Origin of the sequence: Microbacterium sp. USTB-Y (assembly GCF_023703415.1) — a bacterium.
Lineage (GTDB): Bacteria > Actinomycetota > Actinomycetes > Actinomycetales > Microbacteriaceae > Microbacterium.
Genome location: NZ_JAGMTU010000001.1, coordinates 640,677 through 654,817, shown reverse-complemented (window position 1 = coordinate 654,817; position 14,141 = coordinate 640,677). Strand labels below are relative to the sequence as shown.

Annotated in this window: 21 protein-coding genes; 19 read left to right on the top strand and 2 right to left on the bottom strand. The window is 68.2% G+C overall.

Translation table 11 applies throughout. The features are described 5' to 3' along the window. Positions 1–306: 306 nt before the first annotated feature. From J8G10_RS03050 to J8G10_RS02960, 19 genes are read left to right on the top strand one after another with little or no spacing between them, the layout of a single operon-like run. A complete protein-coding gene (locus J8G10_RS03050) occupies positions 307–672 on the top strand; it encodes a hypothetical protein (RefSeq protein WP_251439170.1) in 366 nt (121 codons plus the stop codon). Further along, positions 669–956 carry a hypothetical protein gene (locus J8G10_RS03045; protein WP_251439161.1) on the top strand — a complete coding sequence of 96 codons (288 nt, stop codon included), beginning with the start codon at positions 669–671 and terminating at the stop codon, positions 954–956. Before J8G10_RS03050 ends, J8G10_RS03045 begins: the two co-directional genes overlap by 4 nt. Beyond that, entirely contained in the window at positions 953–1,273 is a 321-nt protein-coding gene (locus J8G10_RS03040) for a hypothetical protein (protein ID WP_251439158.1), read from the top strand. The genes J8G10_RS03045 and J8G10_RS03040 overlap by 4 nt, the downstream gene beginning before the upstream one ends. Beyond that, positions 1,261–2,982: a hypothetical protein gene (locus tag J8G10_RS03035; RefSeq protein WP_251439156.1), complete on the top strand. Its 1,722-nt coding sequence runs from the start codon at positions 1,261–1,263 to the stop codon at positions 2,980–2,982. Before J8G10_RS03040 ends, J8G10_RS03035 begins: the two co-directional genes overlap by 13 nt. Before the next feature lie 59 nt (positions 2,983–3,041). Further along, the gene (locus tag J8G10_RS03030; protein ID WP_251439155.1) at positions 3,042–4,124 is read left to right on the top strand and encodes a hypothetical protein; all 1,083 of its coding nucleotides are present in this window, start codon (positions 3,042–3,044) and stop codon (positions 4,122–4,124) included. Next, the gene (locus J8G10_RS03025) at positions 4,121–5,719 is read left to right on the top strand and encodes a hypothetical protein (protein WP_251439153.1); all 1,599 of its coding nucleotides are present in this window, start codon (positions 4,121–4,123) and stop codon (positions 5,717–5,719) included. The genes J8G10_RS03030 and J8G10_RS03025 overlap by 4 nt, the downstream gene beginning before the upstream one ends. Before the next feature lie 3 nt (positions 5,720–5,722). Further along, positions 5,723–6,619, top strand: a complete 897-nt coding sequence (locus J8G10_RS03020) for a collagen-like protein (RefSeq protein WP_251439388.1) — start codon at positions 5,723–5,725, stop codon at positions 6,617–6,619. Between the two features lie 9 nt (positions 6,620–6,628). Then, positions 6,629–6,808, top strand: a complete 180-nt coding sequence (locus J8G10_RS03015; RefSeq protein WP_251439151.1) for a hypothetical protein — start codon at positions 6,629–6,631, stop codon at positions 6,806–6,808. Next, positions 6,808–7,002 carry a hypothetical protein gene (locus J8G10_RS03010; protein WP_251439149.1) on the top strand — a complete coding sequence of 65 codons (195 nt, stop codon included), beginning with the start codon at positions 6,808–6,810 and terminating at the stop codon, positions 7,000–7,002. Before J8G10_RS03015 ends, J8G10_RS03010 begins: the two co-directional genes overlap by 1 nt. Beyond that, a complete protein-coding gene (locus J8G10_RS03005) occupies positions 6,999–7,355 on the top strand; it encodes a hypothetical protein (RefSeq protein ID WP_251439148.1) in 357 nt (118 codons plus the stop codon). Before J8G10_RS03010 ends, J8G10_RS03005 begins: the two co-directional genes overlap by 4 nt. A gap of 2 nt (positions 7,356–7,357) precedes the next feature. Next, the gene (locus J8G10_RS03000) at positions 7,358–7,780 is read left to right on the top strand and encodes a hypothetical protein (RefSeq protein ID WP_251439146.1); all 423 of its coding nucleotides are present in this window, start codon (positions 7,358–7,360) and stop codon (positions 7,778–7,780) included. Positions 7,781–7,827: 47 nt separating this feature from the next. Continuing rightward, positions 7,828–8,334 carry a hypothetical protein gene (locus tag J8G10_RS02995; RefSeq protein WP_251439144.1) on the top strand — a complete coding sequence of 169 codons (507 nt, stop codon included), beginning with the start codon at positions 7,828–7,830 and terminating at the stop codon, positions 8,332–8,334. A gap of 5 nt (positions 8,335–8,339) precedes the next feature. Beyond that, positions 8,340–9,608, top strand: coding sequence for a hypothetical protein (locus J8G10_RS02990; RefSeq protein ID WP_251439142.1), 1,269 nt, complete (start codon positions 8,340–8,342; stop codon positions 9,606–9,608). Further along, positions 9,605–9,964: a hypothetical protein gene (locus J8G10_RS02985; protein ID WP_251439140.1), complete on the top strand. Its 360-nt coding sequence runs from the start codon at positions 9,605–9,607 to the stop codon at positions 9,962–9,964. Before J8G10_RS02990 ends, J8G10_RS02985 begins: the two co-directional genes overlap by 4 nt. Then, positions 9,961–11,637, top strand: coding sequence for a hypothetical protein (locus J8G10_RS02980; RefSeq protein ID WP_251439138.1), 1,677 nt, complete (start codon positions 9,961–9,963; stop codon positions 11,635–11,637). The genes J8G10_RS02985 and J8G10_RS02980 overlap by 4 nt, the downstream gene beginning before the upstream one ends. A gap of 14 nt (positions 11,638–11,651) precedes the next feature. After that, positions 11,652–11,978 (top strand): hypothetical protein, encoded by a 327-nt coding sequence (locus J8G10_RS02975; protein ID WP_251439136.1) that lies wholly within the window; start codon positions 11,652–11,654, stop codon positions 11,976–11,978. Between the two features lies 1 nt (position 11,979). Further along, entirely contained in the window at positions 11,980–12,651 is a 672-nt protein-coding gene (locus tag J8G10_RS02970) for a hypothetical protein (RefSeq protein ID WP_251439135.1), read from the top strand. Further along, positions 12,648–12,860 carry a hypothetical protein gene (locus J8G10_RS02965; protein ID WP_251439133.1) on the top strand — a complete coding sequence of 71 codons (213 nt, stop codon included), beginning with the start codon at positions 12,648–12,650 and terminating at the stop codon, positions 12,858–12,860. Before J8G10_RS02970 ends, J8G10_RS02965 begins: the two co-directional genes overlap by 4 nt. After that, positions 12,857–13,069 carry a hypothetical protein gene (locus tag J8G10_RS02960; protein WP_251439131.1) on the top strand — a complete coding sequence of 71 codons (213 nt, stop codon included), beginning with the start codon at positions 12,857–12,859 and terminating at the stop codon, positions 13,067–13,069. The genes J8G10_RS02965 and J8G10_RS02960 overlap by 4 nt, the downstream gene beginning before the upstream one ends. Here the strand turns inward: J8G10_RS02960 and J8G10_RS02955 are convergent. Both J8G10_RS02955 and xerC read right to left on the bottom strand, forming a co-directional pair. Further along, positions 13,066–13,359, bottom strand: a complete 294-nt coding sequence (locus tag J8G10_RS02955) for a hypothetical protein (RefSeq protein WP_251439129.1) — start codon at positions 13,357–13,359, stop codon at positions 13,066–13,068. The two genes, J8G10_RS02960 and J8G10_RS02955, sit on opposite strands and share 4 nt — an antisense overlap. Then, entirely contained in the window at positions 13,356–14,081 is a 726-nt protein-coding gene (gene xerC, locus J8G10_RS02950; RefSeq protein WP_251439127.1) for a tyrosine recombinase XerC, read from the bottom strand. The genes J8G10_RS02955 and xerC overlap by 4 nt, the downstream gene beginning before the upstream one ends. Positions 14,082–14,141 lie beyond the last annotated feature (60 nt).

The window sequence follows — 14,141 nt, the reverse complement described above, 5'->3', positions numbered from 1 at the left end:
CTCAACAGCCCGGCGTCATGTAACGACCGGGCTGGCTCCGAAGAGCAAGACCCCATCGGCTTGAACCCCTCTGAGAGACACCCCACGCATCGGGGAGATCTCTCAGGGTCAAGCCACTCCCAGAACTTCACCAAAGAGCAGGACCGATGGACCACGTACCTACGCCCTCGGGCTGGTGCCAATGCGGGCACCACAGGGACGACGGACGCCAAGAGAAGAGCGAACCTCGCCGCCTCAACCGCGCTGAAATCCGAGCACTCCTCGCCGAGTACGGACCCGCCTACGAACCGAAAGACAACACCTGACATGAGACTTCTCCACACCAGCATCCTCGCCATCGTTGTCGGTGCGCTCCTCGGCCTCGGATCCGCATTCCTCGACGGGCTCTTCTCTGGCGTCCTTGGCGGGTCGCTCGTGCCGATCCTGTTCGCGTGCGGCGTCGGCTGGGCCGGATCCGGCTACTACCTGTCCATGATCGCGAGGCGAAAGCTCACGCCGGAGGAAGCGGGGGAGCGGGCGATCTATGTAGCGCAGCATGCCGTCGCGATGGCGCTCGCTGGTGAGTGCGTCGCCGCCATCCCACAGCGCAACGGTCACGTCTGCCTCTGTGTCCGCTCGTGGGAGCACATCGGACCGCACCAGTGCGGCATCTGCGAGGAAGTCACACGATGACCACCACCGCCACCAAGCGAGACCGCATCCTCACGACCGCCTACCTCAACAGGCTCACGACGCTGATCGGATCCGCTCACGAACTTCAGGTTGAAGCGATCCGCCTGCGCATGGTCAGCACCACACGGGCGCTCTCGTCCATCACCGCCACACTCGACGGCGCACGATGCCAACTCATCGAGGACGGCCCGTCCTACCTCGACGCCTGCGCAGCGTTCATCAGCGCCGGTGCCGACGCCCTCGCCATCCACGCCGCGAACGTCGGGAAGAACCAGCACCCGTGAGCGCCAAGCACCAGACACCCGAGTACCGGCGCAACGCACGCATCATCCGTGAGCGCGTGCGCTCCGCGTGGCGCGCCGGGCGGGCTGTCTCGTGCTGGCGCTGCCGCGGTGCCATCGCACCCGGCCAGCCGTTCGACGTCGGGCACCTGCCCGGCGCGCTCGGCTCCGCGCTGTCCGACCTTGCACCCGAGCACCGACACAAGACCGGTGCATGCGTCGGCAACCGAGCGGCCGGGGCCAAGCTCGGCGCGGCCATCACCAACGCACGACACACACCAACCATCCCGACCAAGAACGCGACAACATGGCGACTCTGACCGACATCGACTCTTTGAGTGAGGCCGCGACAACTGCCGCCTCCGCTAGCGAAATCCCCCCCCTGGACTGGGCCGGGGAGCAGCTTCCGGAAGCGGTGCGCGATCACCCGCTCCTCGATGCCGCCGCGTGGGATGAGAAGCGCGATGAGGGCCGACGCCCGCTAGACGAGTCGGCCCTCGTCGGCAACTTCCAGGCCCGTGCTGAGTTCCTGGTGGGCGCGTGGATCATCAACGAAATCGTGCCGTCCCGCATCGTCGCGGGCGGGCTCCTCGCGAACCTCCAGCCGCAGATGCTCCGCACGGTCGATGTCATCGGCGTCGGCGCGATCGTGGAGGACGGCCCGGACGACCAGGACGGCGCGGGCTCGTTCCTCAACGCCGTGCTGGAGCCGCGACGCAGCGCGAAGACCACGACGCTGTGGTGCATCCTCCTCGGGCGGTGCTGGATGCGCGCCGTCTACATGGCCGGGTACACGATGCTCACCACCGCGAAGAAAGCGGGGGAGCGATTCAAGCTCGACGTGCGCGACCCCATCACCCGCAAGTGGCGCGACAAGCCGCACCGCGAGAAGGTCATCGGGATCAAGCTCATGGAGTCGAACGGATCCCTCGGCGTCGAGTTCGCGAACGGATCCAAGCTCGCCATCCTCTCCCCGAACGGCGACGACGTGCGCTCCGGTGCGTACGACACGCTCGTGCTCGATGAGGGCGGCGAGGCCGAACCAGAAATGTGGGATGACATCGTGGGCGCCGTCGTCCCGTCCTTCGACACCCGCCCGGGAGCGCAGCTCATCTACGCCGGAACGGGCGGCAAGTACCGCGACGGCTCCCACTTCTGGGCCACGCTCCACGACCCCACCGCGGGTCGGATCCGCTTCGGCGTCCCCGACGACATCGAGGACGCAGACATTCAGACATGGGACCAAGCACGCGCCATCATCGAGGCGCTGCACCCTGGCCTCGACGGCCTCACCAACATGGCCAAGATCGCGAAGAACTTCCCCATCCTCGGCCCCCAGCGATTCGGCATGGAGTACCTGGGCCACTTCGGCCGCGCGGCCGGCAACGATGTCGTGCTCGGCCCCGAGTGGGCCGCGACTCTCCAGCCTGGCGCGGTCCCGGAAGGCGTGACGCCGCTCGCACTCGCGTTCGCCGTGCACCCGTCCGGCCTGTGGACCTCCGTCGCCATCGCCTGGTACATGGCCGACGAGGGCGGCGACCTCGCGCGCACTGCGTGGGTCATGGACGGCGACACCGAAGCCGCGCCACCGCGCGTCGCATTCAAGCTCGTGCACCACCAGGAAGGCAACGCCGGGATGCCCGGCGTGCTCTGGCGACTCTGGAAGCAGACCCGGCTCCCGATCATCCACGACGACAGCCCGCAGGAGAAGGAGATCATCCAGCAGCTCAACCGCCAGGCGCGGCCCCGCCCCCAGGTGACCATGCTCCGGTTCGCTGAGAAGAAGGTCGGAACCACCAAGCTCATCAACGGCCTCAAGCACGGCACCACCCTGCACTGGGCACAGGAACCGCTCGACACCGCCGCAGCGGGGGCCGTGCGACGCCTCTCCGCGGGCGCTGTCCTGTTCGGTGCGCCCGCCACCAACCCCGAGTTCGACGTGACGCCGCTGGAAGCCGCAGCCGCAGCCATCTACAAGCTTCCGGATCCCGGCGTGGGGGAGTCCTTCGCGCCCATCGTTGTGAGCTAGCGACAAAGTTATCCACAGATTTGCGTAGAGACTAGACAAGAAAGGTTAAGGTTGCGGGCATGTCCTGGTTCTCGCGGCTCCTGTTCGGCGCTCCCGGCACGGCCCACAACGTGCTCTCGCCGCTGCCGATCCTCCCCTACGCCCCGAGCCCCGAACTTGCCGCCCTCGTCTACAAGGACATCTACGGCGGATCCGTCGACGACGCCGTGACCCGCGAAGTCGCGATGACCGTCTCCCCGGTCAAGAAGGCCCGCGCCGTCATCGTCGGACGCCTCGCCGACCTCCCCCTCGAACTCGGCACCATGACCGGAACCGAGGGGGAGTTCGTGCCCGACGCGACCCAGCCCGAATGGCTCAGCGACACCGGCACCGTGCAGACCGTCTGGCACCGCACCGCCTGGACCCTGGACGACCTCCTCTTCACCGGCTGGAGCCTCTGGGCCATCGAGCGCGACGGCGACACCATCACCAAGGCCGCGCGCATCCCCCGCGCACACTGGACGTTCTCCGACGAATCCCCGACCGGCGTCTCCGCGAACGGCGCACCCGTCACCGACCCCGGATCCGTGCTCCTCTTCTGCGGGCCCGACGAGGGCCTGCTCATCACCGCCCGCGACACCATCCGCGGATGGCGGTACATGGAGAAAGCCTGGGTCGGACGCGCCCGCAACCCCATCCCGATCATCGTCCTCCACGAGGCCGAAGACAACGGCATCTCGAAGGATGAGGCCCAGGGCTACGTGACGGCGTGGGCGGGCGCTCGCACGAGCGAGAACGGCGCAGTGGGATTCCTTCCCGCCAAGCTCAACCTCGAAGTGCACGGCGACGTGGAGGCCGACCTGTTCGACAAAGGTCGCAACGCCTCCCGCATCGACATCGCCAACCAGGTCAACCTTCCCGTCTCCTACCTCGACGGGTCCACCGCGACCAGCAGCCTCACCTACGTCACCCAGGAAGGCTCCCGGAACCAGGTCGTGGACGACCTGGAGTACTGGCTCGCGCCGTTCGAGCACGCGCTCTCCACGCTCACCCCGGGCAAGAAGGTCCGCGTCAACCGCTCCAACCTCACCGCCGTCCCCAACGACACGTTCGGCGCGAGCACCCGCACCGACGCCCCGACCACCCAGGAGGTACAGGCATGACCGACGCGCAGTTCTCTTACGACCCCGCCACGCGCACGCTCCGCGGGATCCTGCTCCCCTTCGGCGAACGCTCCCGCCCGAACATCACCGGCAACGAGGGTGTCATGTTCTCCGCCGACAGCATCGACCTGCCGCGGGATCCGTCCGTCGTGACCCTCAACCGGAACCACAACCGCTACGACCCGATCGGGCGAGCCACGTTCCTGGAGAAGCGCCGCGAAGGCGTCTACGCCGAGTTCGCCGTCGCGCAGACCGACCAGGGCGACGACTACCTCCGCAACCCCGGCACGCTCCGCAAGCTCTCTGCCGAGGTTGCAGACATGGTGACCGACGCCGCCAACGTCGTCCGCTCCCGCCTCACCGGCGCGGCACTCGCCCCCGCTGGCGCGTTCCCGTCCGCTGGCCTGTTCGCCCTGGAGGAAGACATCGCCGCGAGCGATCAGGCGGCGACGACGAGCGAGCACGTGGAGAACGAGTACACGGACGAGAACGGCATCACCTGGCGACGTGTCATGGACATCGAGACCGAGACCACCGACACCGACGCCGGATCCACCACGACCACCACCATCACCGAGACCACCGAGAACACCGACCAGGCGGGCCAGCCCGTCACCGAAGGAGCATTCGCCATGACCAACATCGTCCCCGACGGCGCAGCAGCCCAGACCGCCCCGAAGCGCACCCTCGACGGCCTGTTCGCCGCCATCGCCCGCCAGGACCCCGACGCCCTCCGCAACTACTCGGACGCGGGCGAGCTGTTCGCCCTGTCCACCATCCAGCAGTCGGGCCCCTCGACCGTCACCATCGGTGCCGACGTGCAGCAGGCCGGCTACCTCGGCGAACTGTGGCTCCGTGCCGCGTACAACCGCCGGTTCGTTCCGCTCGTCGGGAACGCCGCGCTCACCAACTACCAGATGATCGGCTGGACGTGGGACCTCGCCAAGCTCCCCGTCGTCGCGGACTACACCGGCAACACCGACGAGGTGCCCTCCAACGCCGTCGATACCAAGCCCGTCAAGATCGACGCCGCCCGCCTCGCCAACGGCATGCGCCTCGACCGGCGTTACCAGGACTTCAACGATCAGGCAGTGGTCGCGTCGTTCCTCACCCAGCAGACCGAGAGCTACAAGCGCGTCTCCGACGGCAAGGTGCTCGCCGGCCTCAAGGCCGGGGCGACGGTCACCGCCCCCGGCGCGGTCCCCGCAGGCATCCCCAAGGGGCTCGCCGCCCTCGTGGACGGGGCACTCGACGTCATCGCCAACGAGAACCGTCCGAGCTTCGCGCTCATGTCCCCGGAGCTGTGGCGCGACACGATCCTCATGTCCGACAAGGACAAGCTCGCGTTCCTCAACGCCGGGTTCGGGCTGGAAGAGGGCGACCTCGCGTCGTTCCACATCCTCCCCGCGAACGTCGGCACGGGCAAGGTCATCGTCGGAGCGAAGGAGGCCTACACCTACTACGAGCTCTCCGACACGCCCATCCGTGTCGAGGGAGTCGTCCCCGGCAACGGCGCGACCGACGTGGCCGTGTTCGGCTACTGGGCGCAGAACGTCAACAACGCCGCCGCCCTGCGCGTCGTCACCGTCGCCTGAGCCATGGCGCGCTGGTTCACTCACGACGACCCGCAGATCCTCGATCTGTGGCCGGACGCCCCCGATGACCCGCTCATCCTGGAGGCGTATCTCCTCGCCGCCAAGGAAGCAGTCATCGCGTACGGCTCCGGGAGTGCGCCAGCAGCCGGGATCCGTCCCGGCCCTCCCGGCCCCGAAGGGCCAGCCGGACCGGCTGGCCCCCAGGGGGCGGTCGGCCCCGCTGGACCGGCAGGCCCCCAGGGGGCCACTGGCCCGGCTGGTGCGACAGGCGCGACCGGCGCACAGGGTCCGGCTGGCGCGACCGGCGCACAGGGACCAGCAGGCAACCCGACCGCGTTCGAGCTTCGCGGCGTCGGCTTCCCCGAGGGAGCCGTCACCGCCAGCCCCGGCACGTACTACACCGACACCGCCGCAACCAACGGTGCTATCCGGTGGGTCAAGGTGAGCGGCACCGGGGCGACCGGGTGGCGCGTCGTGTACGGCGACACCGGATGGCGCTACCTCGACGCCTCGTTCTTCCCGAACCATCCGAACACCGAGGGTGCGATCCGGCGCGTCGGAGACACCGTCCATCTCGTCGTCACAGTCGGCACCATCGGCTACGGCAAGGTCATCCTGGCGATCCCTGCCGGGTTCGGTGGATCCGGCACAGCGAACGTTGGAGGTTCGGCCAAGGTCGGGCCGATGCACGACAGCCACACGGTGACAAGCGGCAGCAACGGCCCCTCGAACCCGTTCACCTTCACGGGCTCGCAGTGGGTTTTCCACGGCATCAACCTGGGGCCAGACGGATCGGCCATCACGCTCCAGATGCAGGCCACCTGGCAGGTAGGCGACGCCGGAGGCGGCGGCTACGCCTGGCCATCCACTCGCCCCGGCGTCCCCACCCTCAACCCCTGAAAGGAAGTCATGGACCTCGCAACGCTCACCGATGACGACCTCAGCGCACTGCGCTTCGCGGTCGCTGTGGAGCAGGAACGCCGCCAGGCGCTCGCCACCATCCCCGCACAGGTCGCGCAGCTTGCAGCCCGGTTCGTGGACGGCGGCGGCGACCGTGCCGTGATGCTCGACGCGGTTGGGGGTGAGTGATGGACGACGAGGACGACATCCCTGAGGGCTGGCGGCTCGCGCAGATCCTCCAGGCGCAGAACCTCTACAACGCCAACCAGGCGGCCCCGGGCGGCGACTTCGATGGATCCGGGTACGGCGTCACCACGCACCCGCTCGACTGGATGGTCAAGCAGTTGATCCGACCGAAGCAGGCGACGGGAGCGATCGCGTGAGCGTGCGTCAGCAGCTTGCCGACACCCTGCAGGCCGAGTTCCCTAGCCTCCGGGTGATCGCGACCGAGCGCAAGCTCGGCGACGTGAGGGAGCCCACGCTCCTCATCCGGGCGCAGACCATCGACCTGACCGCGGGTGCACCGCTCTCGCACCGGGACGTCGGCCTGCTCCTCACCCTCATCAGCCCGCACCTGGACCTGGACAAGGCCGTCGACCAACTCGATGACCTCGCCCTGTCGCTCCTGGATTGGCTCGACCCGCGCTATCAGCACGACCCGGCGAAGCTCGTCGGCTACGACGCCCGTCTCGCCTACGACATCCCCATCACCATCATCACCAGTAAGGAGGCCTGAACATGGCCAAGATCGCTCTCAAGCCGTACGTGCTCCGGGACTGCACGCTCAACATCAAGAACGGCGCGACCGACGTCGGCGACTACGAGGGCAGCGTGTCCAAGGTCGAACTGGTGCCGACGACCGCCGTCCAGGCGTGGAAGGGCCTCACCCCGTCCGCCGTGTACCAGGACGTCGCGTCGCCCGAATGGGTCGCGAACATCGACTTCGCGCAGGACTTCGAGACCGCGAACAGCCTGAGCCAGTACCTCCTGGCGAACGTCGGCGCGAAGCTCACCATGAAGTTCACGCCCAAGGTCGGCGCGGGGCTCAAGGCCGCGACCGTGACCGTCACGGGCCTCCCGGGCAGCATCGGCGGTTCGGTCGGCGCGTTCGCCACGGCGTCCGTCTCGCTCCCCGTGGACGGTCAGCCGGTCCTCGCGTAGGGCGTCAGGTTCCACCTGACACCGAAATTAGGACGACGGGAGCGGCGATGCGTTTGGACGTGCTGAAGTCGCGAGAACTACTCGCGACGATCTACGCCATCCGGTCTCTGGACAAGACCATCCAAAAGATGATCCGCCAAGAGACCAAGCGCATCGCCGCTCCCGAATGGTCCGAAGCCCTCGGCAAGCGGGCCAACACCGCCCTAGAGCGACAGGTCATCGTCAACACCGCCGTCGTGTCCGTGTCCAACCAGAACGTGCGAGCCCAGTCCGCGAACAAGGGCCGCCCGCTCTCCGGAGGACTCAACCCGAAGACGGACTACCCCGCCGTCGAATGGGGAGCCGACGACGACACGCAGGTATACGAGCGCCGGTCCAAGAAGAGCGGCACACACAAGGTCACCCGGCACACCGCCGCGCAGCTCAAGCGGCGCAGCGCGACCGGCTACGTGTGGGGGCCAACCGTGAAAGAGATGATCCCGCGGCTCGCTCGCCTCTGGGTTCAGACCACCGTTCGCACCATCGCCAACGCCATCAACGGAAAGCAGGAGTAGGGCTCATGGGGCTCAGTATCGACATCGCCGCGAACACGACCGCGGCACAGCGTGGCATCAAGGATCTGTCCAAGACCCTCGATGGCGTCGCTGACGCGCTCGATGACGTGGCCGACGACTCCGACAAGAGCGGAGACCGCGTCGAGCGGTCGTTCCGCGACATGACGAAGGCCGCGCAGGACACGGGCCGCGAGGCCGGGCGGTCGTTCAGCAAGGCCGCGCAGGCGCTCGATGACGTGGAGCGTCAGGCCAAGCGCACCGAACGCGCCGTAGACGACATCGGCGAAGCCAAGGGCTTCGGGAAGATGAAGGACGCGGCGCAGGAGGTCACGCAGGAAGTCGGGCAGAATCTCGGCGAAGCGGTATCCAGCGTGCGCGGCAACCTCGCCGACCTCGGACAAGTCGGACAGGACACCCTGGGCGGGCTCGCCGCGACCATCGCCGGGACCGGTCCTGCCGGGATCGCCGGTGCCGCAGTCATCGCAGCGGGCGCGGTGGGGCTCGGCGTCATGACCGCTGAACTGGAGAACCAGCAGCGCGAAGCGGACGAACTGAGGGATCGACTCCAGGCCGCATACCGCGATGCCTCCGACGCCGGACGTGCCTACCTCGATATCGCGCAGATCATCGCCAACCAGCAAGACCTCATCAACAACCCTGCCCGAGCCGCTGAGTACGCGAAGATTCTCGACACCCAGAAGGCGACCGGTCTGGACATGTCCACGATCCTCAAAGCGAACGCAGGCGACCTCGACGCAATCGCGGTCGTCATGGGCCGGGTGTCCGACGCCAACAAGAGCGCCACCGATGCTGGCGACGAGTTCAACGTGTGGACCCAGAAGACGAACTCGGGACTCCAGGAACTCAACAACTACTGGAAGCTGACCGGCGACACGGCGCGCGGTGCGAACCAGCAGGCGAGCGATTCCGTGAAGTTCACGACCGACCTTCTCCTCGGTCAGATCCAGGCGACCAAGGATGCGGGCGTGGAGATCGATGAGTTCGGGAACAAGCTCGTGACGCTCAAGACCGACCACGGCGACACCAAGATCCTTATCGACGCGCAGACCGGACAGGCATCCCTGGCGGTCGACAAATTCGGCAAGGACACTGACGGCACCATCGACCGCCTGAACGGGCGCGAGGTCGTGCTGCAAGCCCGCGCCGCGATCGATGAGGCGCAGCGAGACATCAACCGATTCATGTCCGACAACGACGGGCGCTCGTTCACCATGTACGGGCGCGTCAAGGTCGATTCGGGGGCCATGCCGTGAGCACCATCACGCACTCGACAGGCACGGTCACGCCCCGGCTCGTTCTCGGCTGGGAGGCGACCCGCCCCGCACGCTCCCTCGTGCACGAAGTGCTCGGGCGGGCTGACCCGGACATCACCCTCCGGCCGGCGGGCGTCCGCTCGGGAACGCTCCGACTCCTGTTCACGACGGGGGCGGAGGCATCCGCAGCGGCAGCAGTGTTCGCTATCGCGCAGACGCTCACGATCACCGACCCCGACGTAGCCCAGGTCGGCATGTCGTTCGTCGTCGCAGAGGGTGACATCGTCGTGCAGCTCGACCCCGAAACACGCCGTCTGTGGACGCTGGACGTGCCCTTCCAGGAGGTCACGCCGTGATCTCCCAGCACGTCTACAGCGCCGTCGTGATCGGGACGCCTGACAAGCCGATCAACCTGACGGGCGGGAGCGTGGCGTTCGACGTGGGCCGCTGGCCGCACGTTACGGCCACCCTGACCGCGAAGGCCGATCCGGCGATTCTCAGTGCTCTCGACCCCCGGGCGGGGTCGCGGGTGCGCATCACCGCTACCGGCACCAGTCCGGCTGGCGTGCAGGGGCCGCGTACGTTCGACCTCGGCGTGCGGTCTCGGCCCCGCTCCTACCGGGACGGGACAGTCACCATCGAACTCGCCTCCGACGAGGCGCTCCTCGCTGACTACCGTCCCGGTGCTGACGACATCACGCCGCTCTCGCTCCAGGGATCCGTGCGCAGCGTCATCAACTACGTGCTCGGGAAGGCGATCCCGGGTGCAGCGCTCCAGGCGAGCCCAGCGCACGACGGCGACCTCACCACCTACACCGACGCCGAGAACGTCTACCGGGATCCCCGCGAGCTCGTCGCGAAGACAGGCGGCGGATGCACGGTCGGCACAACAGGTTCCTGGCCTGGGCTGATCGACGGCGTAGGGCACAACGCGATCCGCCTCTCCGCGCCCGTCGCCGCCGACTCCTACGCCTACCTCCTCGAGCCGGGGAAGGGCCTCAACGGCATGAACGTGGGGGAGACGTGGGTCATCTCCGCGACCGGGCGCGTGGTCACGGCGCAGGGCGGAACGCTGGAGCCGCGCAGGCGGCGGCTCCAGGTACTCATGGACGTCGGCGGCTATATCGGTGTGCAGTCCGACCCGATTCCTGCGGCAGCCGGGAGCGTCGCGCGCGTGTCGGTCGAGGTCACCATCCCCTCGGGGGCGAAGGAACTCTTCGTCCGCGCCTACCACGGCGCGACCTCCGGCGAAATCCTTTGGTCCCAGGTGCGCATGTCTCGCAAGAGCACCGCCCCCGCCCAGGACGACACCACCTACTTCTGGGGTAGCAAGCCCGACACGGCGACCTACGACTACTCCTGGATCGGGGATCCCGACGTGTCCACCTCCAAGCGGCGTGCCGTCATAGACCGCCGCCCCGAACTGCTCGTGTGGCGGGCAGGACAGTCCGCGATGGACTTCCTGCACCCGCTGTTCCAGGCGTTCGGGCTCCGGCTCGTGTGCGACGAACAGCGGCGCTGGACCCTCCGGGACAAGGGGTACGCGGCCCCCGGTGCACTCGCGATCAGGTACGGCGTGAACCTGTGGGACGGGTCCGACACCATCGATCGCGGATCCGACTGGTTCGACGGGTGTGTTGTTCACTACCGCTGGCGTGACTACGACGGCGCACAGCAAGAGCGCGTGGACGCCTACATCCCAGCCGGGGCGAAGCGCGTTGAAGAGGTCACCGTGGAGTCGGCTTACCCCGGCCCCGGCTACGCCGAATACCTGACCGTTCGGGCGCTCCAGCGTGGCCGCGAGGTCACCGTCACGACCGCCCCAGACTGGACCGCCCAGCCCGAGCAAGCGATCAGCATCGTCCTGCCCGACGAACCGGCGCAGTCCGGGACCGTGCAGACGCTCCGCTACGACCTCACCGGCGACGCCATGACCATCACCACACGCACCGCTGACACCCCAGCCGGTGCGATAGCCCTCCTGGGCGGCACCATCGACGCCCTCCCCGGAACCATCGACAGCCTGTAGAAAGGACACGCCTCATGGCAATTGGAGACGCCGCCGTCGCGGCCGGGATGCAGGTCGTCCCCGGCACCGCCCTGGCGAACACCATCGACACCGAGATCAACCTCACCCGCGACTACATCGCCCAGAACGCGGGCACGGTGCGACCCATCGCGAAGGGCGGCACGGGCGGCGCGACGCCCGCCGCCGCACGCACCGCCCTCGGGGCCGCCGACGACAGCGCCGTAGTCCACCGCAGCGGCAGTGCAGATATCCGCCTCGAATGGGTCACCCGCGACGGTGGGCGTATCGAGGTCATCATCAACGGCACGTACGTCGGCGACCTCCGATTCGTGGGGGCCTGACATGGTTACCGATCTGGGCCACGGGCGCGGCTGGGCGTCGGACACCGCCGCCGCATCCATCTTCCGCATCGACAAGCATCTTGGGCGACCCGCCGACATCAACGAGGCGGGCCGCTCCGCAGAGGACGCGAACCGGAACGCGGCAGCCTGGGCGGCCTATCAGGCCGGAACAGGGCCGAAAGCTCCGTACGCGCTCGACGCCGCACACTCCGTGCACTGCACGGGCAACGCCGCCGACTCCGACGACTGGTACAACCCCGACGCCGCAGCCGTCTGGCGGGCGGGCGGCTGGAGGCAGACCGCCCGCTACAACGACGACCGCGACGAGCCCTGGCACGGCGAGCACTTCCCCGAACTCGACACCTACGCCAACGACCCCACAGAAGCACAGGAGGACAACACCATGATGGAAGCGAAACTCATCCGACACCCGAACGGCACGATCTACGTCGTGGACGAGATGGGAGCCGACCACCTCGGCGACTTCAAGACCGCCGACATCGACCTGGGCGAGTTCATCACGGAAGCCGAGAAGATCTTCGGCCCCGTCCAGCAGGTCAACGAGCGCGAGTTCGACGTGCGGGTCGCGATCGCGGATCGGCGGTGGGCGCGCAAGCACGCCGTCATGGTCGCCGATGTCGTCAAGGCGATGCGAGCGGCGGGCAGCGCATGACCGCCACGACACGCGCCGCCCGCACCGACGCCGCCCGTGCCCGTCGCTGGCGCATCGCTCGGCGCTGGATCTACGGCGTCGCCATCGCCGCCGTCCCCATCGCGGTCTATTACAAGCTCATCGCGCCCGAGGCCGCGCCGCTCTTCACGCCGCTCATCCTGGCCCTCTTCATGGTCAAGAAGGACGGTACGCCGGAGAGCACGGAGTGATCCCCGACGTCGTGGCCATCGGGATCCTGACGTTCGCAGGAGTCGTCGTCGCCGCCCTCATCGCGGCGGCGGCGACGCTCGCTGTCCAACTGTTCAAGTGGCAGATCCAGAACCAGCGGCTCTGGGCGTGGAACCGGGCGCTCCAGGATCACATCTACCGGGGGTCGCCACCGCCGCCGCCCGAAGCGCCCCCGGGACTCTTCGACTAGCGGCGAGACTTCTGGGATAGCTCGGGGGTTGTGTGCAAGGCGCGCACACCCCCGAGCACGATCGCTCCGACTGTCGCGAGTGCCGCGAGCATGAACGACGCGTTCTCAAGCAGGCCCAGCGCCCCGAGAAGCTGCACGTCTGGCGCGTACTCCGCACGGACAGCACCCGACCAGAACGCGAACACGACGGCACCTGCGACACCGATGACCGCCAACACGATGAGGACGGTCAGATGATGGAAGGGCGGGAGCTTGTACAGGTGCGCGTCGCGCGGGTCAATCTCGGTCATCCGGCTATCTCCTTGATCGCGTAGAGGCGGCCCGGTGTCTCCGGGACCGAGTAGCCCGCCGCCGCGTACACCGCGGCCCTTCGGCGGGCGTCGCTGGGACGCACATAGCGAACGGTCGTGTTCGGGTTCGCGTGCCCCAGTAGCCCTTGAGCGGTCAGCGTATCGCCCCCGGATGCCTCGTGCACGTTCGTCCCGAAGCTGTGCCGCAGCTTGTGGCCCGTCCACGCGCCCGGGAGAGCGGCCTCCAGAAGCTCACCGACCCGCCTGGGGGACAGGTGCCCGTCAATCGCGCCGGGGAACGCCCAGCCCTCACCGAGCGCCCGCAGATCCAGCGCGAGTCGGGGTGTGAGCGGCACCAGGCGCAGGCGGGATCCCTTGCCGTGCACGAGCAGCGACCAGCCCAGCAGATCCTCACGGATGTCATCCGAGTGCACGAGCGAGATCTCCGCACGGCGCAGGCCCGCGTCGTGCGCCAGGCGCATCATCAGCGCCGTCCGCGGATCCGCCCTCCGCACCGCCTCCTGATACACCGGGGCGGGCACCGGATCCGGGGCGGGCGGCGCAGGCTTGATCAGCGGGAGCCGCTTCGCCGGGTTCGCGTCGATCAGCCCCTCACGCTTCCCCCACCGCCAGAACTCCCGGAACCCGGCGTACCGGCTTCGGCGCGTCTCACTCGCCCACGACTGCGCGGCCGCGTACGCGAGCAACGTCGTGTAGGTCATCTCCCACGGGCCGACACCTACACGCCTCGCCATGTGCTGTAGCTGTTCCCGACGTGCCCG